Annotated in this window: 24 protein-coding genes and 3 pseudogenes; 11 read left to right on the plus strand and 16 right to left on the minus strand. The window is 69.5% G+C overall.

Translation table 11 applies throughout. From position 1 onward, the window contains the following. The first annotated feature begins 79 nt into the window (after window positions 1–79). The 4 genes and pseudogenes from ACHMXE_RS30090 (at window position 80) to ACHMXE_RS30105 (ending at window position 2,789) form a co-directional block, all read left to right on the plus strand. Window positions 80–677, plus strand: a pseudogene (locus tag ACHMXE_RS30090) (chromate transporter). Then, window positions 674–1,271, plus strand: a pseudogene (locus ACHMXE_RS30095) (chromate transporter); the annotation flags it as partial. The pseudogenes ACHMXE_RS30090 and ACHMXE_RS30095, both read left to right, overlap by 4 nt. A 56-nt stretch (window positions 1,272–1,327) precedes the next feature. Next, window positions 1,328–2,302 (plus strand): aldo/keto reductase, encoded by a 975-nt coding sequence (locus ACHMXE_RS30100; RefSeq protein ID WP_057594741.1) that lies wholly within the window; start codon window positions 1,328–1,330, stop codon window positions 2,300–2,302. Between the two features lie 10 nt (window positions 2,303–2,312). Continuing rightward, entirely contained in the window at window positions 2,313–2,789 is a 477-nt protein-coding gene (locus ACHMXE_RS30105; protein WP_395347806.1) for a DUF3237 domain-containing protein, read from the plus strand. A gap of 3 nt (window positions 2,790–2,792) precedes the next feature. Here ACHMXE_RS30105 and ACHMXE_RS30110 read toward each other — a convergent pair whose 3' ends face one another. Beyond that, the gene (locus tag ACHMXE_RS30110) at window positions 2,793–3,314 is read right to left on the minus strand and encodes a GNAT family N-acetyltransferase (RefSeq protein ID WP_057594739.1); all 522 of its coding nucleotides are present in this window, start codon (window positions 3,312–3,314) and stop codon (window positions 2,793–2,795) included. Between the two features lie 55 nt (window positions 3,315–3,369). Between ACHMXE_RS30110 and ACHMXE_RS30115 the strand changes: the two genes are divergently transcribed. Together ACHMXE_RS30115 and ACHMXE_RS30120 are read left to right on the plus strand one after the other, a co-directional pair. Next, window positions 3,370–3,978 carry a helix-turn-helix domain-containing protein gene (locus tag ACHMXE_RS30115; protein ID WP_395347807.1) on the plus strand — a complete coding sequence of 203 codons (609 nt, stop codon included), beginning with the start codon at window positions 3,370–3,372 and terminating at the stop codon, window positions 3,976–3,978. A gap of 92 nt (window positions 3,979–4,070) precedes the next feature. Next, a complete protein-coding gene (locus tag ACHMXE_RS30120; protein ID WP_057594737.1) occupies window positions 4,071–4,244 on the plus strand; it encodes a hypothetical protein in 174 nt (57 codons plus the stop codon). A gap of 16 nt (window positions 4,245–4,260) precedes the next feature. Here the strand turns inward: ACHMXE_RS30120 and rlmB are convergent, their stop codons facing one another. The 4 genes from rlmB to ACHMXE_RS30140 are packed head-to-tail and all read right to left on the minus strand — an operon-like array spanning window position 4,261 to window position 7,261. Then, on the minus strand, window positions 4,261–5,007 hold the full coding sequence (gene rlmB / locus ACHMXE_RS30125) for a 23S rRNA (guanosine(2251)-2'-O)-methyltransferase RlmB (RefSeq protein WP_093342589.1): 747 nt from the start codon (window positions 5,005–5,007) through the stop codon (window positions 4,261–4,263). A gap of 46 nt (window positions 5,008–5,053) precedes the next feature. Further along, entirely contained in the window at window positions 5,054–6,037 is a 984-nt protein-coding gene (locus ACHMXE_RS30130) for a hypothetical protein (RefSeq protein WP_395347808.1), read from the minus strand. Window positions 6,038–6,042: 5 nt separating this feature from the next. Continuing rightward, complete coding sequence (locus tag ACHMXE_RS30135) at window positions 6,043–6,510, minus strand: ribosomal protein L7/L12 (protein ID WP_395347809.1); 468 nt, start codon at window positions 6,508–6,510, stop codon at window positions 6,043–6,045. 40 nt (window positions 6,511–6,550) lie between these two features. Then, window positions 6,551–7,261 carry an ABC transporter ATP-binding protein gene (locus tag ACHMXE_RS30140; RefSeq protein WP_203205561.1) on the minus strand — a complete coding sequence of 237 codons (711 nt, stop codon included), beginning with the start codon at window positions 7,259–7,261 and terminating at the stop codon, window positions 6,551–6,553. Window positions 7,262–7,342: 81 nt separating this feature from the next. On the opposite strand from ACHMXE_RS30140, the gene ACHMXE_RS30145 reads away from it, so the two are divergent. Continuing rightward, window positions 7,343–7,930: an arylesterase gene (locus tag ACHMXE_RS30145; RefSeq protein WP_395347810.1), complete on the plus strand. Its 588-nt coding sequence runs from the start codon at window positions 7,343–7,345 to the stop codon at window positions 7,928–7,930. Window positions 7,931–8,035: 105 nt separating this feature from the next. On the opposite strand, the gene ACHMXE_RS30150 is transcribed toward ACHMXE_RS30145, so the two are convergent. Both ACHMXE_RS30150 and ACHMXE_RS30155 read right to left on the minus strand, forming a co-directional pair. Further along, on the minus strand, window positions 8,036–8,239 hold the full coding sequence (locus ACHMXE_RS30150; RefSeq protein WP_057594731.1) for a hypothetical protein: 204 nt from the start codon (window positions 8,237–8,239) through the stop codon (window positions 8,036–8,038). Between the two features lie 84 nt (window positions 8,240–8,323). After that, a pseudogene (locus ACHMXE_RS30155) lies at window positions 8,324–9,521 on the minus strand (PLP-dependent transferase). A gap of 80 nt (window positions 9,522–9,601) precedes the next feature. Here ACHMXE_RS30155 and ACHMXE_RS30160 point away from each other — a divergent pair. From ACHMXE_RS30160 to ACHMXE_RS30175, 4 genes are all read left to right on the plus strand, one after another. Continuing rightward, window positions 9,602–10,063: a MerR family transcriptional regulator gene (locus tag ACHMXE_RS30160; RefSeq protein ID WP_093342596.1), complete on the plus strand. Its 462-nt coding sequence runs from the start codon at window positions 9,602–9,604 to the stop codon at window positions 10,061–10,063. 22 nt (window positions 10,064–10,085) lie between these two features. Further along, window positions 10,086–12,407: a VIT domain-containing protein gene (locus ACHMXE_RS30165; RefSeq protein WP_395347811.1), complete on the plus strand. Its 2,322-nt coding sequence runs from the start codon at window positions 10,086–10,088 to the stop codon at window positions 12,405–12,407. 1 nt (window position 12,408) lies between these two features. Further along, the gene (locus ACHMXE_RS30170) at window positions 12,409–13,296 is read left to right on the plus strand and encodes a helix-turn-helix domain-containing protein (RefSeq protein ID WP_395347812.1); all 888 of its coding nucleotides are present in this window, start codon (window positions 12,409–12,411) and stop codon (window positions 13,294–13,296) included. A 61-nt stretch (window positions 13,297–13,357) separates the two neighbouring features. Next, window positions 13,358–13,816, plus strand: a complete 459-nt coding sequence (locus ACHMXE_RS30175) for a VOC family protein (protein ID WP_203205555.1) — start codon at window positions 13,358–13,360, stop codon at window positions 13,814–13,816. A 61-nt stretch (window positions 13,817–13,877) separates the two neighbouring features. Here ACHMXE_RS30175 and ACHMXE_RS30180 read toward each other — a convergent pair whose 3' ends face one another. The 9 genes from ACHMXE_RS30180 to der all read right to left on the minus strand — a co-directional run bounded on the left by ACHMXE_RS30180 (window position 13,878) and on the right by der (window position 22,671). Next, the gene (locus ACHMXE_RS30180; RefSeq protein ID WP_395347813.1) at window positions 13,878–14,402 is read right to left on the minus strand and encodes a phosphoribosyltransferase; all 525 of its coding nucleotides are present in this window, start codon (window positions 14,400–14,402) and stop codon (window positions 13,878–13,880) included. Between the two features lie 90 nt (window positions 14,403–14,492). Then, on the minus strand, window positions 14,493–15,824 hold the full coding sequence (locus ACHMXE_RS30185; protein WP_395347814.1) for an adenylosuccinate synthase: 1,332 nt from the start codon (window positions 15,822–15,824) through the stop codon (window positions 14,493–14,495). A gap of 21 nt (window positions 15,825–15,845) precedes the next feature. Beyond that, on the minus strand, window positions 15,846–17,006 hold the full coding sequence (locus tag ACHMXE_RS30190; RefSeq protein ID WP_395347815.1) for an ATP phosphoribosyltransferase regulatory subunit: 1,161 nt from the start codon (window positions 17,004–17,006) through the stop codon (window positions 15,846–15,848). Window positions 17,007–17,115: 109 nt separating this feature from the next. Beyond that, window positions 17,116–17,304: a DUF2065 domain-containing protein gene (locus tag ACHMXE_RS30195; protein WP_093342605.1), complete on the minus strand. Its 189-nt coding sequence runs from the start codon at window positions 17,302–17,304 to the stop codon at window positions 17,116–17,118. A gap of 28 nt (window positions 17,305–17,332) precedes the next feature. Then, window positions 17,333–18,232, minus strand: a complete 900-nt coding sequence (gene hflC / locus ACHMXE_RS30200; RefSeq protein WP_203205551.1) for a protease modulator HflC — start codon at window positions 18,230–18,232, stop codon at window positions 17,333–17,335. A 20-nt stretch (window positions 18,233–18,252) separates the two neighbouring features. Then, complete coding sequence (gene hflK, locus ACHMXE_RS30205) at window positions 18,253–19,614, minus strand: FtsH protease activity modulator HflK (RefSeq protein ID WP_395347816.1); 1,362 nt, start codon at window positions 19,612–19,614, stop codon at window positions 18,253–18,255. A 74-nt stretch (window positions 19,615–19,688) separates the two neighbouring features. Next, window positions 19,689–20,858: a GTPase HflX gene (gene hflX, locus ACHMXE_RS30210; RefSeq protein WP_395347817.1), complete on the minus strand. Its 1,170-nt coding sequence runs from the start codon at window positions 20,856–20,858 to the stop codon at window positions 19,689–19,691. A gap of 58 nt (window positions 20,859–20,916) precedes the next feature. Then, complete coding sequence (gene hfq, locus ACHMXE_RS30215; RefSeq protein WP_056582504.1) at window positions 20,917–21,162, minus strand: RNA chaperone Hfq; 246 nt, start codon at window positions 21,160–21,162, stop codon at window positions 20,917–20,919. Between the two features lie 162 nt (window positions 21,163–21,324). Continuing rightward, entirely contained in the window at window positions 21,325–22,671 is a 1,347-nt protein-coding gene (gene der, locus ACHMXE_RS30220) for a ribosome biogenesis GTPase Der (RefSeq protein ID WP_203205549.1), read from the minus strand. Between the last annotated feature and the right edge of the window lie 11 nt (window positions 22,672–22,682).

Raw genomic sequence — 22,682 nt, forward strand, 5'->3', positions numbered from 1 at the left:
GTCTCCTGTCGGTGAGCGGTGCCGTCCTGTCGGAGCGGCACCCGGCATCTTGCCGTCTGCCTACGATAATCGCTCAAACATGCAACCGTCTCCCCCAGCCTCCGGCGCGGCGGCGCCCTCCACGCCCTCGCACCCGCAGTCGCCGCGCGACCTCTTCGTGTCCTTCACCTTCCTGGCGCTGCAGGGCTTCGGTGGCGTGCTGGCCATCGTGCAGCGCGAGATGGTCGAGAAGAAGAAGTGGCTCACGCCCGAGCAGTTCCTCGAGGACTGGGCCGTGGCCCAGGTGATGCCGGGGCCCAACGTGATCAACCTCGCGCTGATGATCGGCGACCGCTACTTCGGCCTGCGCGGCGCGCTCGCCGCGGTGGCCGGCATGCTCACGGTGCCGCTGTTCGTGATCCTCGCGCTCGCGGTGCTCTACGCGCACTACGCGGGCAACCCGCAGGTCGCGGGCGCGCTGCGCGGGCATGGGCGCGGTATCGGGCGGGCTGATCGCGGCCACCGGCATCAAGCTGATCCCGCAGCTGCGCAAGCATCCGCTGGGCTTCGCCACCTGCCTGGCGTTCGTGGCGCTGGTGTTCGGCGCCATCGCGTGGGCGCGCATCCCGCTGGGCTGGGTGCTGCTGGTGCTCGGCGGCGTGGCCTGCGGCTGGACCTGGAAGAGGATCGAGCCATGAACATCGTTATGCACTGGCACGACTGGCTCGCGTTGTTCGGCCAATACATGCTGCTGTCGATGCTCTCGATCAGCGGCGCCATCACCACCGTGCCCGACATGCACCGCTACCTGGTGGCGCAGCACGGCTGGCTCACCGACGCGCAGTTCACCTCCTCGGTCGCCATCGCGCAGGCCGCGCCCGGGCCCAACGTGCTGTTCGTCGGACTCATGGGCTGGAACGTCGGCCTCAACGCGGGCGGCGGCATCGGCGCCGGGCCCTCGGCCTGGCTGCTCGGCCTGTTCGGGCTGGCCGTGACCATGGTCGGCATCATGCTGCCGAGCACCACCCTGACCTACTTCGCCACCCGCTGGGGCCACCGCAATCGCACCCGCCGCGGCGTGCGCGCCTTCAAGCAGGGCATGGCGCCCGTGGTGGTGGGCCTGTTGATCGCCACCGGCTGGGGTGCTGGCCGCCGGCAACCACGTGGGCAACGCACCGGCCTGGCACCTGTGGCTGCTGACCGGCGTGGCCGCGCTCATCGTCTGGCGCACGCGCATCCACCTGCTGTGGCTGCTGGGCGCCGGCGCGGCGCTCGGCGCCATCGGTTTCGTCTCGAACTTCGCCTCCTTCTTCGTCCACCCCCTTCTTCCTTCCTCAGGAGCTTTCCCATGTCGCAACTTCGCCCCCTCGGCCGCTCCGGCCTCCAGGTGTCCCCGCTCGCCTTCGGCGGCAACGTGTTCGGCTGGACCGTCGACGAGGCCGCCTCGTTCAAGCTGCTCGATGCCTGGCTCGACGCCGGCTTCAACTTCGTCGACACCGCCGACGTCTACTCGTACTGGGTGCCGGGCCACAGCGGCGGCGAGTCCGAGACCATCATCGGCAAGTGGCTCAAGCAGAGCGGCAAGCGCAGCCGCGTGGTGCTGGCCACCAAGCTCGGCAAGTCGATGGGCGAAGGCAAGGTCGGGCTCTCGCCGGCCTACATCCGCGAGGCGGTCGAGGCCTCGCTCAAGCGCCTGCAGACCGACTACATCGACCTCTACCAGTCGCACGACGACGACGCCAACACGCCGCTCGAGGACACGCTGGGCGCCTTCGACGACCTCGTGAAGGCCGGCAAGGTGCGCGCCATCGGCGCCTCGAACTTCACGGCGCCGCGGCTGGCCGAGGCGCTCGACGTCTCCGAGCGCCTGGGCATCGCGCGCTACGAGAGCCTGCAGCCGCTGTACAACCTCTACGACCGCGCCGTGTTCGAGGACGATCTCGAGCCGCTGTGCCTGAAGCGCGAGGTCGGCGTGATCAACTTCTATGCGCTGGCCGCCGGCTTCCTCACCGGCAAGTACCGCACCGAGGCCGACGCGGCCAAGAGCGCGCGCGGCGCCAGCACCACCAAGAAGTACCTCAACCCGCGCGGGCTGCGCATCCTCGAGGCGCTCGACAAGGTGGCCCAGCAGTACAACGCGAAGCCGGGCCAGGTCGCGATCGCCTGGCAGATCGCTCGCCCCTCGGTGACCGCACCGATCGCGAGCGCGACCTCGATCGCCCAGCTCGACGAACTGGTGACCGCCACCCAGCTCAAGCTCGACGCGGGCACGATCGCGATGCTCGATCGCGCGAGCGAGGAAGAAGGCAAGGCGGCCGCCTGAGGACGCGGCGATGAGCGACTTCGAAGCCATCGCGGCGCCTTCGCTCGAACACTTCGCCGACCTGCGCGTGGAGGTCGGCCAACCCCAGGTGCTGGGCCAGGGGCCGGGCGGCCTGCGCCGCGTGGTGCCGATCACCGGCGGCCAGGCGCAGGGCCATGGCTGGACCGCGCGCGTGCTGCCGGGCGGCAGCGACTTCCAGCTGATCGTGGGCGAGACCCTCTCGGTGCTCGATGCGCGCTACGGCCTCGAGACCGATGCGGGCGACCTCGTCTACGTGCAGAACCATGCGATCCGCAGCGCCTCGCGCGAAACCATGGCGCGGCTGCTGCGCGGCGAGCCGGTCGATCCGGTGCAGGTGTATTTCCGCTGCACGCCGCATTTCGAGACCGCCTCGCCCGCGCTGGCCTGGATCGCCGAACGGCTGTTCCTCGGCGCCGGCGTGCGCCGGCCGGCCCAGGTGGTGATGCGCTTCTGGGCCGTGAACTGAGGATCAGCCGTCGACCGGCTCGGCGGGCGTGGCCAGGATGCGCTGGTAGAAGGCCACGTCGAGCCACCGGCCGAACTTGAAGCCCGCCTGCCGCACCGTGCCCGCGTGCTCGAAGCCCAGGCGCTCGTGCAGCGCGATGCTGCCGGCGTTCTGGGCGTCGATCGCGCCGACCAGCACGTGCACCTCGCGCGCCTGCGCCTCGGCCACGATCGCCTCGAGCAGCGTGCGGCCCAGGCCCTTGCCGCGGTCGGCGGCATCGACGTACACCGAGTGCTCGACCGTGTACTTGTAGGCCGGGAAGGCGCGGAAGCTGCCGTAGCTCGCGAAGCCCATGAGGCGGCCGTCATCGTCCACCGCGCCGATCACCGGGAAGCCGTTGGCGCGCTTGGTGGCGAACCAGCCGGCCATCTGCTCGGGCGTGCGCGGCTTGTAGTCGTAGAGCGCGGTCGAGGTGACGATGGCGTCGTTGAGGATCGCGAGGATGGTGCCGGCGTGGGCTTCCTCGGTGCAGGGGATCAGGCGCATGGGGCTCCTTTGCGGCATTGCGCGGTTGTTCACTATAGGAGAATAATAGTCTCTTATGAGAAACGACGCATCCTCTTCCGCCACGGAACCCGCCGAGCCCATCGATGCGCTGATCGCCCGGCGGCTGCTGGCGCTGCGGCAGGCGCAGGGCCTGAGCTTGGCGGAGCTGGCCGAGCGCTCGGGCGTGAGCAAGGCGATGATCTCCAAGGTCGAGCGTGCGCAGAGCAGCCCCACGGCCGTGCTGCTGGGCCGGCTGGCCGCGGGGCTGGGCGTGCCGCTGGCGCAGTTGCTGACGCAGGACGAGGGCCGCGACACGCAGCGGCTGCGTCCCCGCGCCGCGCAGGCGGTGTGGCGCGATCCCGGCGCGGGCTACCTGCGCCGGCAGGTGCTCGAGCGCGGCGCGGCCGGCGGCATCGAGCTGGTCGAGGTCGAGCTGCCGCGCGCGGCGCGGGTCGCCTATCCGCGCTGGAGCGGCAAGCCCTACCGCCAATGCCTGTGGCTGCTCGAGGGCGAACTGCAGGTCGACTATGGCGAGGAGCGCTTCCGGCTCGCGAGCGGCGACTGCCTGGATTTCGGGGTCGACCGCGCGCTGGTGTTCCAGGCGCTGGGCGACGGCGGTTGCCGCTACCTGCTGGTGGCCGACCAGGACCTGCGCCCCCAGTAGGCCCGCTCCCACAGCCGCTGGCGGCACCGGCCGGTGCGGGCGGCCCGCGCGCTCCAGATACTGCGAGACATCACAGCTTCGGAGGAACACGCATGTCGTTCGCGCTCTACATGATCGGTTTTCTGATCTTCATGGCCGGCCTGATCTGGGGCGCCTCGGTGGCCGGCGTGCCAACGCTCTACATCGGCATCGGCTCGCTGATCCTGCTGGGCATCGGCATCTTCAGCGCCGTGGGCCGCACCCGCGGCAAGGATCCGTCGCAGTGAGGACGCGGCGCGGCGTTCAAGCGCCGCGCTGACGCATCGCCTCGTAAAGGCACACGCCGCTGGCGACCGAGACGTTGAGGCTCTCGACCGCACCCGCCATCGGAATGCTGACCAGCTCGTCGCAGGTCTTGCGCGTGAGCTGGCGCATGCCCTCGCCCTCGGCACCGAGCACCAGCGCCAGCGGGCGCTTGAAGTCGCTCTGGTAGATGGTGCCGGGCGCGTCGTCGCTGGTGCCCACGCACCAGATGCTGCGCTCCTTGAGCTCGTTGAGCGTGCGCGCGAGGTTGGTCACCATGAAATAGGGCACCGTCTCGGCCGCGCCGCTGGCGACCTTGGCCACGGTGGCGTTGATGCCGGCCGCATGGTCCTTGGGCGCGATCACCGCATGGGCACCGGCCCCGTCGGCCACGCGCAGGCAGGCGCCGAGGTTGTGAGGATCGGTCACGCCGTCGAGCACCAGCAAGAGCGGCACGGTGCCGGCCTCCTCCAGGCCCTCGAGCAGTTCGTCGAGCGAATGGATCTGAGCGGCCGGCTCCACGCGCGCCACCACGCCCTGGTGGCCGTGGCTGCCGCTGAGCTTGGCGAGCCGCGCGCCGTCGGCCTCGACCAGCCGCACGCCGGCATCCTGGGCCCGCGCCATGAACTGTTTCATGCGCGCATCGCGCCGGCTGGCGTCGAACAGCACCTCGAGCACGGACTTGGGCGCGGTCTTGATGCGCACGCCCACGGCATGGAAGCCGAAGATCACTTTGGGAGAAGACATGCGCCGATTATCGAGGGAGCCCGCCCTCGCCCGCCCTCGCCCGGCTTCAGGCCAGCGGCAGGCCGGCGCGCGCCTGCGCCAGCTCGTCGTGCAGCTGCTGCACCGCGAGCGCGCGCGGATGCACGCGCTGCGCGTCGCCCACGCTCTCGAGGTACTCGCAGGCCGAGAAACGGTCGGCCATCTGCTCGTAGCGCGCCACCCAGGCCTCCCGTTGCGCGAGCCGCTCGGGTGCCACGGGCCAGACGCCGGGGCGCGGCCGCATCGGATCGCCGATGCCGATGCGCCAGGGCTTGGCGCTCACACGCGCGCGAAAGCAGTTCTGGTTGCGGCACATGCGCGCATAGACCTTGTCGGCGCCCAGCGTCTGGAAGACGTCGGCGACCGCGGCATCGGAAGGCGCGAACACGTCGTGCATGGCGAGCGCGCGCAGGCCCGCGGGCGTGCGGTAGAGCCGCAGGTGCCAATCGGGATGCTGGTGGATGAAGCGCTCGATGCGCGCGCGCACCGCCGCCAGTGGATCGCCCTGGGGTTCGGCCAGGCGCAGGCCCTCGGCGCGCACGCGCCAGAAGCCGAAGCCCGCCACCAGCACGGCGGCCGCCACGGCCAGCGGCCACGACTTGGTGGCATAGCCCGCGACCAGCGCGCCGATGAGCGCGGCGACGATGACGGTGAGCCCGCGCGCATTGCCGCGCTGGGCGTCCTCGAAGTCGACATCGACGAACAGCACGTCGGGCGTGTTGAGGCAGCGCGCGCCATAGCCGTTGCGCGTGACGATGTCCTCGCCATGGCGCTCGACGATCTCCTCGCGGATCGGCATGCCGTCGGCGCCGTTGTAGGCCACCTTGCGTTCGCGGCGCTCGAGCTTCTCGCCGCCGACGATGCGCTCGAAGGCCTCGCGCGTGCGCTGGTCGGCGTGGGCCTGCGCGGCCACGGGGCTGTCGTCGGACCAGCCGAAACGGCGCACCGTGAGCTGGCGGCCGTCGATGCGTTCCTGGATGCGGCCTTCGGCCCAGAACTGCGGAACGATCATCGGGCTCAGGCGCTGACGAAAAAGAAGACGGCGGCCGCCACGGCGACCACCAGCACGATCGCCAGCCACTTGACGCCGCCGCCCGAAGGCACGCGGCCGGGCTCGGCCATCGGGTCGAAGGCGCCATGCGGCACCGACTGGCCGTGCTCGCCATGCTCGTCGACCCGCTTCAGCGATTCGGCCAGGCCGAGGCCGGTGGCCTCGCGCACGATCTTCACCGCCTCGACCTTGCGGCCCTGCGCCAGAGCCGCGATCGCCTCGGCCGGCAGGCCCTGCGCGCCGCCGCTCAAAAGCCGGTTCCATTCATCGGTCTCGGGCGCGGGTTCGCCCTCCACCGCGTTGGCATGCCGCTCGACCAGTTCCTTGGACTCCTTGAGGCCGAGGCCGGTGCGGTCGCGCACGATCTTGATGGCCTCGATCAGGTTGCCGCGCTGCAGCGCGACTCGGGCATCGGGGGGTAGCTCGTCCTGCATCTTGAATCTCCTCCTGCAGGCCCGGTTGTACCCGAAGCCCTCAGACTGCCGCGTCGGCGTTCTTCTCGTTGAGGATCACGCGGCCGGCCTCGATCATGATGCGACGCTCGCACTGGGCCGCGATCCCGCGGTCGTGCGTCACCAGCACGAGCGTGGTGCCGAGTTCGCGGTTGAGGTCGAACATCAGCCGCATCACCTGCTCGCCGGTGGCGAAGTCGAGGCTGCCCGTGGGCTCGTCGGCCAGCAGCAAGGCCGGCTGCACCACGAAGGCCCGCGCCAGCGCCACGCGCTGCTGCTCGCCGCCCGACAGCACCTTGGGATAGTGGTTGAGCCGCTGGCCCAGGCCGACGCGGCCCAGCATCTCGGTCGCGGCCTTGCGGGCATCCTTGCGGTTGGCCAGCTCCAGCGGCAGCATCACGTTCTCGAGGGCGCTGAGGTTGCCCAGCAGCTGGAAGCTCTGGAACACGAAGCCCACGCGCTGCGCGCGCAAGGCGGCCCGGTCATCCTCGTCGATGGCGAAGATGTCGTCGCCGGCCAGCTTCACCGTGCCGCGCGTGGGCGTGTCGAGCCCGGCGACGATCGACAGCAAGGTGCTCTTGCCCGACCCCGACGCACCCACGATGGCCGCGGTTTCCCGGGCCCCGAGGGTGAAATCGATGTCCTGCAGAATGTCCAGGGTACCGGTCGAGTCGGTGACGGACTTGAACACATGCTCGACGGCGACAATCGCATTGGACGGGGGTTGGGACATGGAAAGGCTTTGGTTTTGAATCGACGTGACTTTATCTTGACCACTGCCGCGCTCGGCAGTTCCGGGCCATGGCGTGGGGCGATGGCGCAGGGCGCCGCCGCGCGCAAGCCGGTGATCCTCGTGCTCGGCGATTCGCTGAGCGCCGAGTACGGCTTGAAGCGCGGCGAAGGCTGGGTGCCGCTGCTCGAGAAGCGCCTCGCGCAGCAGAAGCTCGACGCCACCGTGGTCAACGCCAGCATCAGCGGCGACACCAGCTCGGGCGGACGCGCGCGCTTCGCGGCACTGCTCGCGCAGCACAAGCCCAGCCATCTGGTGCTCGAGCTCGGCGCCAACGACGCGCTGCGCGGCCTGCCGCTCGCCGACACCGAGGCCAACCTGCTGCAGATCACGCAGTCCGCGCAGGCCGCGGGCGCCAAGGTGCTGATCGTGGGCATCCAGGTGCCGCCCAACTACGGCGGCGACTACACGCGGCGCTTCGAGGCGGTATTCGCCAAGGTGGCGTCCACCACCAGGTCGGCGCTGGTGCCCTTCCTGCTCAAGGGCGTGGCCGATGCGCCGAACGCGATGTCGCTGTTCCAGGCCGACCGCATCCATCCGACGGCGGCGGCGCAGCCGCAGCTGCTCGACAACGTCTGGCCCGAACTGCGCAAGCTGCTCGCCGCCAAGTAGGGCCGCGCCCTTCACCGTTCGCGCCAGCAAAAAGCCGCTGCGGGGCCGACAGGCCCCCAGCGGCTTCGTCATCGAGAACGGAAAAGGTTCCGGGCGGGACAGCGTTCAACCGTTCTTGGTCGGCAGCTCCGGCACGGTCGGCGGATCGCGTTCGAGCGAGGCCACGTCGTCTTCCGGATCGCCCGGCGCGAGGCCGTCGCTGCTCGGGGAAAGCTTGCGGTTCGCCTTTTCGCGGAGCTTTTCTTCCTTCTTCTTCTTGCGAGCCAGCTCCTTTTGCCGCTTCTCGTAACCGTAATTCGGTGTTGCCACTGATCTCTCCTTCAGGCGAAGCAGTCGACGACTGCGCGTCGGGGTACTGTAAGCGATAACCGGAGCGCCTCCGGCGCGGGCCGGTCAGGCCATCCGCGCGAGCGCCTGCTGCAGGTCGGCGCGCAGATCGTCCACGTCCTCCAGGCCGATCGAGAAGCGCACCAGCGTGCCCTTGTAGGGCCAGGGTGCGACGTCGGGGTCGCGCATCAGGCCGATGTCGTAGGGCACCACCAGGCTGATCGGCCCGCCCCACGAGTAGCCGAGGCGGAACAGCTGCAGGCTGTCGCAGAAGCGGTCGACCTGCTCGGTGCCGTAGCGCTCGTCGAAGACGATCGAGAACAGGCCCGCCGCGAGGTCGGCCTCGCCGCACAGCGCGCGCCAATGGCGGTGACCGGGCGAGCTCTCGATCGCCGGATGCAGCACCTGCGCGACCTCGTCGCGGTCGGTGAGCCAGCGCGCGAGCTCGCGCGCCGCGCGGTCGTGCGCCGCATAGCGCAGCCCGATGCTCGGCAGCGAGCGCAGCAGCGTCTCGACGTCACCCACGCCCACGCCGAAGCCGATGCGCATGTGTGTGAGCTTGAGCGCGCGGTGCAGCCGCTCGTCGCGCGTGACCACGCTGCCCATGAGCACGTCGCCGCCGCCGCTCGGGTACTTGGTGAGCGCATGCACCGAGATGTCGACGCCCTGCCCGCTGCCGTTGAAGTCGAAGGGCGCGAAGGCCAGGCCCGCGCCCCAGGTGTTGTCGAGCGCGCTGAGCACGCCGCCGCGCGCGGCAGGCGGCCGCGAGCGCGGGCAGGTCCGGGAACTCCATCGTCACCGAGCCCGCGGCCTCGAGCCACACCAGCTTCGTGCGCGGCGACATCTTGGCCGCGAGGTCCTCGGGATTCATGGCGTCGTACAGGCGGTACGCGATGCCGAAGTTCGCGAGCTCGCCGGTGGCCAGCGCCTTGTTGGGGCCGTAGGCGTTGTCGGGGATCAGCACCTCGTCGCCGGTCTTAAGGAAAGCGAAGGCCACGAGCGAGATCGCCGCGAGGCCGCTGGGCACCAGCAGGCATTCGGTGCCGCCCTCGAGGGTGGCCAGGCGCTCCTCGAGCGTGAAGGTGGTGGGCGTGCCGTGCAGGCCGTAGGTGTAGCCGGCCTTGGTCTTCCAGTCGCGCGCGCGCATCGCGGCCACGTCGGCGAAGAACACCGTCGAGGCCTTGTAGACGCCGGGCTGGGGCGCGTCGAAGGTGGCGGGCGGCACGTAGGGGTGATGGATCAGGGTCGTGGAAGGCTTGCTCATGCGGTCGATGCTAGCGCGCCCCCGTGGGCCGAGCTTTCGTGTGCTTTTTTAAAAACAGTTCTTGTGTTTAAATCAAGTGTATGAAATCGAACCCACCCTCCCCGGCGGCCTCCTATGCGCTCGCGGACCTGTGCGTGCTGGCCGACCTGCCGCCGCGCACGGTGCGCTACTACGTGCAGATCGGCATCGTCGACCGGCCCGAAGGCGAGACCCGCGCGGCGCGCTACGGCGCGCGCCACCTCGAGCAGCTGCTGCTCATCAGGAAGTGGACGGCGGCCGGCGTCTCGCTCGAGCGCATCCGCGAGCTGCTGCAGGGCCAGGAGGCGCCGGTGCCAGCGCGCCCGCGCATGGCCGGCTCGGTGGAGGTGCGCAGCCACCTGACGGTGGCCGACGGCGTCGAGGTGGTGATCGAACCCGGCCGGGCCGGGCTGTCGCCGGAGCAGGTGCGCGGTTTCATCCAGGGCGTGATGGCGGCCTTCGCCGCGGCTTGCGCCCCCTCCCCCGTCGACGGCCCCGCCGCCGACGTTCCGAAGAAGAACTGACGACACAGGAAAGGGCAATCCCATGAGCTATCAGGAACACGCACGCATGACGACCGCGAACGGCGACAGCATGCTGCTCGAAGGCGTGAAAGCCAGCGGCGACCTGCGCGGCGTGCTGCTCGAGATGACGGTCGAGCAGCGCTTCCGCAATCCGGGAGCCTCCAACGTCGAGGTGGTCTACGGCTTTCCGCTGCCGTGGGGCGCGGTGCTGCTGGGCGTCGACGTGCAGCTCGGCGAGCGGCAACTGCGCGGCACGGTGGTCGAGAAGGCCGAGGCCGAGGTCGCCTACGAAGGCGCGCTGGCCGAGGGCCACGCGGCCATCATGCTGGAGAAGAACCACGACCGCAGCTACACGCTGAACCTCGGCAACCTCGCGGCGAACGAGGCCTGCGTGGTCACCCTGCGCTATGCGCAGACGCTGGCCTTCGAGCAGCAGGGCCTGCGCCTGCTGATCCCGACGGTGATCGCGCCGCGCTACGGCGACCCGGTCGCCGACGGCGGGCTGCAGCCGCACCAGGCCCCCGCGTACAGCCCTGTGGCGTCCTACCCCTTCGACATCGAGCTGCGCCTGCATGGCGAACTGGCACGAGCGCGCGTGGCCTCGCCCAGCCATCCGGTGGGCGTGGCGATGCGGCCCGCGAGCGGGCTGCTGCAGGTGTCGCTGGCGCGCCGCAGCGCGCTCGACCGCGACTTCGTGCTGGTGGTCGACCAGCTCGCGCAGGCCTCGGTGGCCGTGGTGGCGCGCGACGATGTCGTGCCCGGCGGCATCGTCGCGCTCGCGAGCTTCTGCCCGCAGGTGCCGGCGCGCGGCCCGGCCAGCACCGACGTGCAATTGCTCGTCGACTGCTCGGGCTCGATGGCCGGCGACAGCATCGATGCCGCCCGGCGCGCGCTGCAATCGATCGTTACGCAGTTGGGCGCGGGCGACCGCTTCTCGCTCTCGCGCTTCGGCACCACGGTCGAGCACCGTTCGCGTGGCCTGTGGCAGCTCACCGAGGTCACGCGACTGGCCGCGCAGCGCTGGATCGGCGCGCTGCAGGCCGACCTGGGCGGCACCGAGATGGAGAGCGCGCTGGCCTCGACCTTCGCGCTGGGCACCGGCGCGTCGAGCGACGTGCTGGTGGTCACCGACGGCGAGATCAGCGCCATCGACGCGACCGTCGAATCGGCCAAGGCCTCGGGGCACCGCGTGTTCGTGGTCGGCATCGGCAGCAGCCCGGCCGAGAGCCACCTGCGGCGCCTGGCCGAGGCCACGGGCGGGGCCTGCGACTTCGTCTCGCCCGGCGAGGCGGTCGAGCCGGCCGTGCTGCGCATGTTCGCGCGGCTGCGCTCGCCGCGGCTCGATGCGCTGCGCGTCGAATGGCCCGGCGGCGCGCGGCCGCGGTGGACCTCCGCCCTGCCGCTCTCGGCCTTCGGCGCCGACACGGTGAACGTGTTCGCGCTGTTCGACGTGGTGCCCGAAGGCGAGGTGCGGCTGCTCGGCGTGCGCGCGGGCGGCGATGCGGCCGAGGAAGTCATCGGCAATGCGCGCGTGAATGCCGTGGCCGAGCCGATCGACGCGCTCGGCCGGATCGCCGCGCACGCACGGGTGGCCGAGCTCGGCACGGAGGACGTGGCGCAAGCCCGCCGCCTCGCCGTCGCCTACCAGCTCGTGACCGACCTGACCAACTACCTGCTCGTGGTCGAACGCGCAGAGGGCGAGCGCGCGACCGACATGCCCGAACTGCGCAAGGTGGCGCAGATGGTGCCGGCGGGCTGGGGCGGCACCGGCTCCGTGCAGTTCGACGCCATGCTCGCGGCACCGGCGTCGGCGCCGATGCTGATGCGCACGCGCGGCATGCCGATGGCGGCCGCCGCCGGTGGCGCGCCCCGCCGAATGATGAAGATGCAGGCGAACTCGGCGGCCGAGTCCGTGGCGATGGCCCCGGCGGGCACGCCGCGCGCGCTCGCCGCCTGGCTGCGCAAGGCACCGCCGAACGCCTGGCCGACCACCTATGCCGCGCTGACGGCCCAGGGCATTCCGCAGGAAGTGGTCGACTGGCTCGAGCTGGTGATGGCGGCGCTGGACGGCACGCAGCGCACGGAGGCGACCGTGGTGGCCTCGTTCCTTCACCTGCTGGCCAACGTGCGGGTCTTCGAGCAGTCCGGCCAGCCCGAAGGCGTGCTGCGCGGCACCGCCCATGCCGTGCGCCGCCTGCGCGAGGCCTTCGGCCGCGGGCCGGCCAGCATGGCCCCCGAGGTCGACATGCGCTTCGTCGAGCAACTGGCGACCCAACTGGCCGGCATGACGCCCGAGCGCTGGCCCGACCCGGTCTACGCGCTGCACGCGGAGGCCCAGGCCTGAGATGCGGCAGCTCACGCGCGCGCCCGTGCCGCACCTGCGGCCCTTCGTGCGGCAGGTCTGGGCCTGGGCACCCGGCGCCGAGGGCGCCGGGGCCGAACGCCCCGGCGCGCGCGAGCATGTGCTGCCCACGGGCGGCATGCACCTGGTGTTCCGGCTCTCGGGGCCGCCGCTCAAGCTGTTCGGCCACGCGGCCGACACCGAGGGTCGGACCTACGGCCATGCCATCGTCGGCGGCGCGCGCAGCAGCTTCTACCTGCGCGACGTCTCGGTGGCCACGCGCTCGGTCGGCGCCCAGTTGCAGCCCGGCGCGGCGCGCGCACTGCTGGGCGCGCCGGAAGACGCGTTGTCGGGCCAGCACACGCCGCTCGACGCGCTCTGGGGCGCGCGCGAGGCGGCGGATGCGCTCGAGCGGCTGCATGCCGAGGACGACCTGGCGCGCCAGCTCGCCCTGTTCGAGGCGATGCTGTCGGCGCGGCTGGCACTCGCGCTGCGCGCCGGCCTGCGCGGGCTGCATCCGGCGATCGCGGCGGCGCTCGGGCCGCTCGCGGGCGAGAACCCGGCCATCGGCGCGCTGGTGGCCGACAGCGGCTACAGCCACCGGCGCTTCATCGCGCTGTTCCGCGGTGCCATCGGGCTCTCGCCGAAGGAGTACGCGCGCGTGATGCGCTTCGACCGCGCGCTGGCGCTGGCGGCCGATCCGGCGCGGCCCTGGGCCGAGATCGCGTTCGAGGCCGGCTATGCCGACCAGGCGCACCTGAGCCGCGAGTTCTCGGCGCTCGCGGGCATGGCGCCGCAGGCCTGGCGACGCACGGGCGCCACGTCGCCACGCCACGTGGCGGCGCCCGCGGACGCCGCTACCGGTCAAATTCGTTCAAGACGGCCACGCTGAAGGCTTCCAGAATCGGTGCCGACACGCGATTTCTTCCACGAACCACGACGAGAGGCACCCCATGGCGATCCACGAGCTCTTCCCCTACATCTGCGTCCACGATGCCAAGGCCGCGGTCGACTTCTACTGCGAGGTGTTCCAGGTCAAGGAGATCTTCCGCCTGGTCGAGCCCAGCGGCCGCGTCGGCCATGTCGAGCTCGACTTCCACAACGGCGCGATCCTGATGATCTCGGACGAGTACCCCGAGTACGGCATCCCGAGCGCGAAGACGCTGGGCGGCAGCGCGGTCACCCTGCACCTGCACGTGGACGACGCCGACGCGGTGGTCGCGCGCGCGGTGGCGGCCGGCGCCACGCTCGAGATGCCGACCGAGGACCGCTTCTACGGCGAGCGCTCGGGCGTGTTCCGCGATCCCTTCGGCCACCGCTGGAACGTGGGCCACAGCATCGAGAAACTGTCGCCCGAGGAGATGCAGCGGCGCTACACGGCGATGTTCGAGAACGGCGACGGCGCCTGCTGACGCGCCATGAAAAACGCCCCGGCAGGCCGGGGCGTCGAGATTCGGCGTCTGGCGACAAGCCTCAGACCGACCACTTCTCGATCAGGTTCTCGGGCCGCAGCGAGTCGTAGCCCTCGAAGGGCTGGTGGATCCACGGATTGGTCTGCAGGAACTCCACCGAGTAGTCTGGCGTGAAGGTCGAGAGCGCCTTGGTCCACAGCACCGCGCTGCGCAGTTCGGTGATCGGCGCGTAGTTGTTGCGCAGCATGTTGATCACCGCATGCAGCGTGTGGCCCGAGTCGGCCAGGTCATCGACCAGCAGCACCTTGCCGGCGATCTCGCCCTTGGGCGTGGTGATGTAGCGCGCGATGTCGAGGTGGCCCTGGATGGTGCCGGCATCGGCCCGGTAGGAACTGGTCGACATGATCGCCAGCGGCTTGTCGAAGATGCGCGACAGCACGTCGCCCGGGCGCATGCCGCCGCGGGCCAGGCACAGGATGGTGTCGAACTCCCAACCCGACTGGTGCACCTTGATCGCGAGCTTCTCGATCAGGTTGTGGTACTCGTCGTAGCTCACGTAGAGGTGCTTGCCGTCTTCGGTCAACATGGGGGATGGGCTCCTGGATGAATAGCGGATGTCGCCCGGGTCAGCGGGCGCAGGGGGCTTCTTTTTTGGGGTTGTCGTCGAGCCGGGAAATCAGTCGGCCAGATAGGGGTGGCGCATCATGATCGTGTGATCGCGGTCGGGGCTGGTCGACACCATGTGGATCGGCACGCCGGTGACCTGCTCGATGCGCTGCAGGTACAGCCGCGCGTTGACCGGCAGCTTGTCGTACTGCGTCACGCCGACCGTGCTTTCGCTCCAGCCTTCGAGGGTTTCGTAGATCGGGGTGCAGCGCTCGATCTCGTCGGCGCCCATCGGCAGGATGTCGGTGGTCTCGCCATCGAGCTCGTAGCCGGTGCACAGCTCGAGCTTCTCGAGGCCGTCGAGCACGTCGAGCTTGGTGATGCACAGGCCCGACAGGCCGTTGACCTGCGCCGAGCGCTTGAGCAGCGCGGCATCGAACCAGCCGCAGCGGCGGCTGCGGCCCGTGGTCACGCCCTTCTCTGCGCCCACGGTGCTCATGTGATAGCCGGGGGTGCCGGGCGTGGCCCAGTCGAGCTCGGTCGGGAACGGACCGCCGCCCACGCGCGTGCAGTAGGCCTTGGTGATGCCGAGGATGTAGTGCAGCATGCCCGGGCCCACGCCCGAACCGGCGGCGGCGTTGCCGGCCACGCAGTTGCTCGAGGTGACGTAGGGGTAGGTGCCGTGGTCGACGTCGAGCAGCGTGCCCTGCGCGCCTTCGAACAGCAGGTTGGCGCCGTCGCGATGGGCGTCGTTCAGTTCGCGCGACACGTCGGCCATCATCGGCTTGAGCAGCGCGGCGTGGCGCATGGCTTCGTCGAACACGGTGTCGAAGTCGATCGCGGTCGAGCCCAGCACCTCGACCAGCACGTGGTTGTGCAGCTCGAGCAGCACGCGCAGCTTGGCCGCGAAGCGCTCGGGGTGCTTGAGGTCCTGCACGCGCAGCGCACGGCGCGCGATCTTGTCTTCGTAGGCCGGGCCGATGCCGCGGCCGGTGGTGCCGATCTTCTCGACGCCGCCCTTTTCGCGGTAGGCCTCGCGCGCGATGTCCAGCGCCGAGTGGAACGGCAGGATCAGCGGGCAGGCCTCGCTGATGCGCAGGCGCGAACGCACTTCCACGCCGGCCTTCTCGAGCCCTTCGATCTCCTCGAACAGCTTGGCCGCCGACAGCACCACACCGTTGCCGATGTAGCACTTCACGCCGGGACGCATGATGCCGCTGGGGATCAGGTGCAGCGCGGTCTTCACGCCGTTGATCACGAGCGTGTGGCCCGCGTTGTGGCCGCCCTGGAAGCGGACCACGCCCTGGGCGCTCTCGGTCAGCCAGTCGACCAGCTTGCCTTTGCCCTCGTCGCCCCATTGGGTGCCGACGACGACCACGTTTCTTCCGGTGGTTACGCTCATGCTCGTTCCATTGCTAAAAATTCAGATCGTTCGGACTTGCCACTGGCCGGCCTGCTCGACGAGCTCGCGGTCGCAGTGGAACTCATCGATTTCGCTGCCATGGCCCGGCAGCACGCACACCACGGTTTCGCCGGCCTTGCGCAGCCCGGCGATGGCCTGACGCAGGCCGGTTTCGTCGCTCCACGGCGCGCGGATCGCCGCGCGCAGCGGACGCTTCGGCAGCACGCCGACCAGCTCGCGCACGTCGAGGCTGAAGCCGACCGCCGGACGGTTGCGGCCGAACACCGCCCCCACCTCGTCGTAGCGGCCGCCGCGCACCAGCGAATCGGCCGCGCCCGGCACGTAGATGCCGAAGCGCATGCCGCTGTAGTAGGCATAGCCGCGCAGGTCGGCCAGGTCGAATGTGATCTTGCGGCCCGCCACGCCGTCGAGGCCGGCGGCCAGCAGCTTCAGGTCGGACAGCGCCGCGCGCACCGCGGGCGTGCCCTGCAGCGCCTGGGCGGCCTCGTCGAGCACGGCGGCGTCGCCGTAGAGCTGGATCAGGGCCAGCAGGCCTTCGCGCGAGGCCGCGGGGAAATCGCGCGTCAGCGCGCGCAGCTCGCTCGCGTCCTTGGCGGCCAGCGCCGCATGCACGCGCGCCAGCACGGCCGCGTCGACCGGCACGCCGGCGAACAGCGCGCGCACGATGCGGGCATCGGCGAGGTCGACGATCACGCCCTCGCGCAGGCCGGCCGCGTCGAGGCAATCGAGCGCGAGCAGCAGGGTTTCGGTGTCGGCCTCGAGGCCGGCATGGCCATAGATCTCGGCGCCGAACTGCAGCGGCTCGCGCGTGGCGTGCGGGCGGTCGGGACGGGTATGGAGCACCGGGCCGCAGTAGCACAGCCGTGCCACGCCATCGCGGTTGAGCAGGTGGGCATCGATGCGCGCGACCTGCGGCGTGGTGTCGGCCCGCAGGCCCATCGAGCGGCCCGAGAGCTGATCGACCAGCTTGAAGGTCTGCAGGTCGAGCGCCTCGCCGGTGCCCGAGAGCAGCGACTCCAGATGCTCGAGCAGCGGCGGCATCACCAGCTCGTAGCCGTAGCTGCGGGCGGTGTCGAGCAACTGGCGGCGAAGTTCTTCGATGTGGCGCGCCTCGGAGGGCAGCACATCGGCAATGTGATCCGGGAGGACCCAGGCGGACATGGGGATCGGGGGCGTGGTTAAACCGGAATTCTACCGGCAGCCGAAAAGCGCCCCGGCGGCGCCCGCTCGAAGCGGGCGGCGAGGCGGTCGAAAAGCAGCGCTGCCGGCCTCAGGCCAGCAGCCAGAGCAGGCACAGGCCGAGCACGATGCAGCACAGGCCGAAGAAGCGCAGCTGCCCGTCGCGCAGCTGCATCAGCTGACCGAAGCCGCGGCGCCAGCCGCCGGGCGACACGAAGGGCAGGATGCCCTCGATCACCAGCACCAGCGCCAGCGCGCTCCAGAAGGTGTCGGAACTCACGTTCCCGAAACCGAGGCGAGCGGAGGCGTCAACGGCGCGGGGCGCCGGCGGCCGAACCCGAGCCCTGCATCGCGCGGAAGAAGTCCGACGAGGGATCGACCACCATCACGTCGCTCTTCTTGTTGAAGCTCTGCTTGTAGGCCTCGAGGCTGCGGTAGAACTGCGCGAACTGCGGATCGCGGCCGAAGGACTCGCTGTAGACCGAGGCGGCCTGGGCATCGCCCTCGCCCTTGATCTTCTGCGCGTCGCGGTAGGCATTGGCGACGATCACTTCGCGCTGGCGGTCGGCGTCGGCGCGGATCTTCTCGCCTTCGGCCGTACCGGTGGAACGCAGCTCGTTGGCCACGCGCTTGCGCTCGGCCTCCATGCGGCGGTAGACCGATTCGGTGATGGCTTCCACGTAGTCGACGCGCGTGATGCGCACGTCCACCACATCGACGCCCCAGGGCTTGGCGCCCTTCACCACGGTCAGCACCTCGCGCTGCACGTCGGCCATCAGGGCCTCGCGGCGCACCGAGATCAGGTCGCGCACGGTGCGCTTGTTGATGTTTTCCTGGAACGCGTTGCGCACCACGCGGTTGAGCTGCATGGCACCGGCGTTCTCGTCGAGGCCGACGTTGCGGATGTAGGCCTGCGGGTCGGTGATGCGCCAGCGCACGTACCAGTCGATCACCACGCGTTGCTTCTCGGCCGTGAGCATGGGCTCGGTGTCGAGGCTCGACAACGTGAGCAGCCGCTTGTCGATGTACGACACGTTCTGGAACGGCGGCGGCAGCTTGAAGTTGAGGCCGGGCTCGGTGATGACCTGCTTGATCTGGCCCAGGGCGTAGACCACGCCGAACTGGCGCTGGTCGACCACGAAGAGGGTCGAGCTCAGCAGCACCAGCAGCACGAGGATCGACGAAGCGATGAATCCGATTCTGTTCATGTTCTTGTTGCCTTCCAGGTTCAACGCACGTCGCGGTCACGCGAGCGGCCGTCGCGGGCACGCATGTCGTTGGTCGGCGCGACCGGGATCACCGAGGACTGCACCGGCGCGGTACCGGCGACGCTCGGGCTGGCGGCATCGACCGGGGTGGCCTGGTTGTTGCCGGTCTGCTGGATCAGCTTGTCGAGCGGCAGGTACAGCAGGTTCGAGCCCTGCTTGCTGTCGACCAGCACCTTGGTCGTGCTGGCGTAGATCTGCTGCATCGCGTCGGTGTACATGCGGTCGCGCGTGACCTGCGGCGCCTTCTGGTACTCGGTCAGCACCGAGGCGAAGCGGCCGGCATCACCCTGGGCCTGCGCCACGATGCGTGCCTTGTAGGCCTCGGACTCTTCCTTCAGGCGCGAAGCGGTACCGGTGGCCAGCGGCACCACGTTGTTGGCATAGGCCTGCGCCTCGTTCTTGGCGCGCTCGCGTTCCTGGCCGGCCTTGAGCACGTCGTCGAAGGCGGCCTGCACCTGCTCGGGCGGACGCACGCCGCCCTGCTGGAGGTTGATGCCGACCACTTCGACGCCGACCTGGTAGCGGTCGAGGATGTTCTGCATGAGCTGGCGCACGCGCGGCGCGATCTGGTCGCGTTCCTCGGCGAGGGCCGCGTCCATCTTCATCTTGCCGACGACTTCGCGCACGGCGGTCTCGGCCACCTGCACCACCGTGTCGGCGGGCGTCTTGCTCTCGTAGAGCCAGGCGCGCGCATCGCTCAGGCGGTACTGCACGGCGAACTTGATCTCGACGATGTTCTCGTCCTCGGTCAGCATGGCCGACTCGCGCAGGCCGGTGGAACGCACGATGGCGTCGCGGCCGACGTCGGTCGAGCGGATCTGCGTGACGACCACGGTCTCGTGGCGCTGGATCGGGTACGGCAGGCGCCAGTTGAAGCCCGCGCCCACGGTGGTCTTGTAGCGGCCGAACTGGGTGATGACGGCCTGCTGGCCTTCGTTCACGATGAAGAAGCCGGTGCCGAGCCAGATCAGCAAGGCGACGATGGCCACCAGGCCGATGCCGAAGCCGGCGTTCTTCATGTCGGGTTTGTAGCCATTGCCGCCACCGTTGCCGCCGCTGGGACGGTTGTTGTTGCCTCGGCCACCGCCGAAGAAGCCGCCGAGCTTGCGGTTGAGATCGCGCCAGAGTTCGTCGAGGTCCGGCGGACCCTGGTTCGGACCCTGGCCGCGCGGGCGGTTGTTGTTGCCGTTGTTGCCCGAAGGCGGGGGCGTGGGGGCACCCGGGGGATCGGCGTCGGGAGGCCTGTTGCCCGAAGGGCGATCGCCATTGGAGGAGGACGAATCGTCGCCCCGCCCCCATCGGCCATCGTTCAGGTTGAACATGCCCAAGAACCCTTTCCACACTGGCTTTGCATTCATTCGCGTCGTTCTCTTGTCAGTGGCGGGATTGTGCCCAATCAATGGGTGGCGCCGTGCAATTCAGCGTCACCCTCAGGGGTCATGGTATCGGCGATCGAGCCCGAGAGGCGGGCCAGCTCCGCGCGCAGCAGGGGCAGGCCCTCGCCGCTGCGGGCGCTCAGGAAGATGCGCGGAACCTGCACGCCGTCGATCTCCATGTCGTCCTGCAGATGCAGCGGACGTTGCGTGCTTTCAAGGGCATCGAGCTTGTTGAAGACCAGCAATTGCGGCACGGTGTCGGCGCCGATCTCGCGCAGCACCGTCTGCACCTCGGCCATCTGCTCGGGATGGTGCGGGTTCGAGGCATCGACCACGTGCAGCAGCAGGTCGGCATCGACCGCTTCCTGCAGGGTCGCCTTGAAGGCGTCGACCAGGCCGTGCGGCAGGTCGCGGATGAAGCCCACGGTGTCGGAGATCGACACCTGCCGGCGCGCATCGCCGAGGTAGAGGTTGCGCGTCGTGGTGTCGAGCGTGGCGAACAGCTGGTCGGCCGCGTAGGCGCGGGCCTTCACAAGCGCATTGAACAGCGAGGACTTGCCCGCGTTGGTATAGCCCACCAGCGAGATGTTGAAGGTCTCGCGGCGCTCGCGCTGGCGCCGCTGCGTGCCGCGCTGCTTCTGCACCTTGGCCAGCCGCTCGCGCGTGCGCTTGATCGACTCGGCGATCATCCGGCGGTCGAGCTCGATCTGCTTCTCGCCCGGGCCGCCGCGCACGCCGGCACCGCCGGTCTGGCGCTCCAGGTGGGACCAGCGGCGCACGAGGCGCGTGCTCAGGTACTGCAGGCGGGCGAGCTCGACCTGCAGCTTGCCTTCGTGCGAGCGCGCGCGCTGCGCGAAGATCTCGAGGATGAGGAAGGTCCGGTCGTACACCGCGACGTCGAGCTGGCGCTCGAGGTTGCGCTGCTGGGCCGGGCTCAGCGACTGGTCGAAGATGACCTCGCTCGCGCGATGCATCGCGGCGAGCTCCTTGATCTCGTCGGCCTTGCCGCTGCCCACGAAAAGCGCCGCATCGGGCACCTTGCGCTTGCACACGAGGCGCGCCACGGGCGAGAGGCCCGCGGTTTGCGCGAGCAGGCCGAGTTCTTCGAGTTCGCTGTCGAAATGGGGCAGCCCGAAGTCGACGCCGACGAGAACGACGGCGCCTTCCTGGCGGGAATTCAGTTCAGACAAGCGGTATCAGAAAAGGGGAAAAGCGCGGCGGGTTTGACACCGCCGCGCTCCGCGCCGATCAGGCTGCGGCGTCGTCGTTCTCGTTGGCCGAGAAGTTGACGGCACGACCCGGCACGATGGTGGAAATGGCGTGCTTGTAGACCATCTGTGTCACCGTGTTGCGAAGCAACACGACGTACTGGTCGAAAGACTCGATCTGACCCTGCAGCTTGATACCGTTCACCAAATAAATGGAAACCGGCACATGCTCGCGACGCAGTGTGTTCAGAAACGGGTCTTGTAGAAGTTGCCCTTTATTGCTCACGATATTCTCCGTGTTCAAGAGTAGTTGTTGGAAAAGGGACCTTAACACAGGCCTCCCGCGCTGCAGCATTCCGCGCCAAAAGCCTTTGAAAAATAACGGTTCTCAAAAGGCGGAACTTCCGTTCCGGCGCCCGCTCATCGGCCGCCAACAGCCCTCAAAGACTCATTCGTCCTTGTCGGCGTAAGGATTGTGGGAGCTCTTGAATTCGATTCGCAGCGGCGTTCCGACCAGATCGAATTCCTTGCGGAAGCGTCCTTCGAGAAAGCGCTTGTAGGCGTCGGTCACATGCTCGAGCGAATTGCCGTGGATCACGATCAAGGGCGGATTCATGCCGCCCTGGTGCGCATAGCGCAGCTTGGGACGGAACATGCCGGTGCGCTTGGGCGTCTGGAATTGCACCGCCTCGAGCAGCAGCCGGGTCAGCACCGGCGTCGACATCTTGCGCGTGGCCGACTTGTGGGCCTGCGCGATGGCCTGCCACAGCGGTCCCAGGCCCTGGCGCTTGATGGCCGAGATGAAATGCAGCGAGGCGAACTTGAGGAACACCAACCGGGTCTCGATCTGGCGCTGGATCTGCTCGCGCTGATAGCTGTCGACCGCATCCCACTTGTTGATGGCGATCACCACCGCGCGGCCGCTCTCGAGGATGTAGCCCGCGATGTGGGCGTCCTGGTCGGTCACGCCCTGGGTCGCGTCGAGCAGCAGCAGCACGACGTTGGCCGACTCGATGGCCTGCAGCGTCTTGACCACCGAGAACTTCTCGATCGCCTCGAACACCCTGCCCTTGCGGCGCAGTCCGGCGGTGTCGATCAGCTCGAAACGCTGGCCGTTGCGCTCGAAGGGCACCGAGATCGCGTCGCGCGTGGTGCCGGGCATGTCGAAGGCCACGAGCCGCTCTTCGCCGAGCCAGGTGTTGATCAGCGTGGACTTGCCCACGTTCGGCCGCCCCGCCACCGCGAGCTTGATCGGCTTGTTGACGTCGTCCTCGCCGTCCTCGTCGTCTTCGGGCTCGGGCAGGTTCAGCGACTCGAGCGCCAGTTCGACCAGGCCCCGGATGCCCTGCCCGTGCGCGGCCGAGACGCCATGCACCTCGCCCAGGCCCAGCTCGTAGAAGTCGACCAGCTTGGCGCCGTCGTGCATGCCTTCGGACTTGTTGGCCACCAGGATGCAGGGCTTGCCCAGGCGGCGCAGCTCGTTGGCGATGTCGTGGTCCTGCGCCGACAGCCCCTCGCGGGCGTCGACCACGAACACCACCACGTCGGCCTCGGCCACGGCCTGGCGCGTCTGCTTGGCCATCTCCTTGAAGATGCCGCTGCCCGCGTCGGGTTCGAAGCCGCCGGTGTCGATCACGATGAACTCGTGCTTGCCCAGGCGGCCGTTGCCGTAGTGGCGGTCGCGCGTCAGCCCGGCGAAGTCCGCCACGATGGCGTCGCGCGTCTGGGTCAGCCGGTTGAACAGGGTCGACTTGCCGACGTTGGGACGGCCCACCAGGGCCATGACGGGTTTCATGGCCGCTCCTT

Source organism: Variovorax sp. UC122_21 (genome assembly GCF_044056785.1).
Taxonomy (GTDB): domain Bacteria; phylum Pseudomonadota; class Gammaproteobacteria; order Burkholderiales; family Burkholderiaceae_C; genus Variovorax.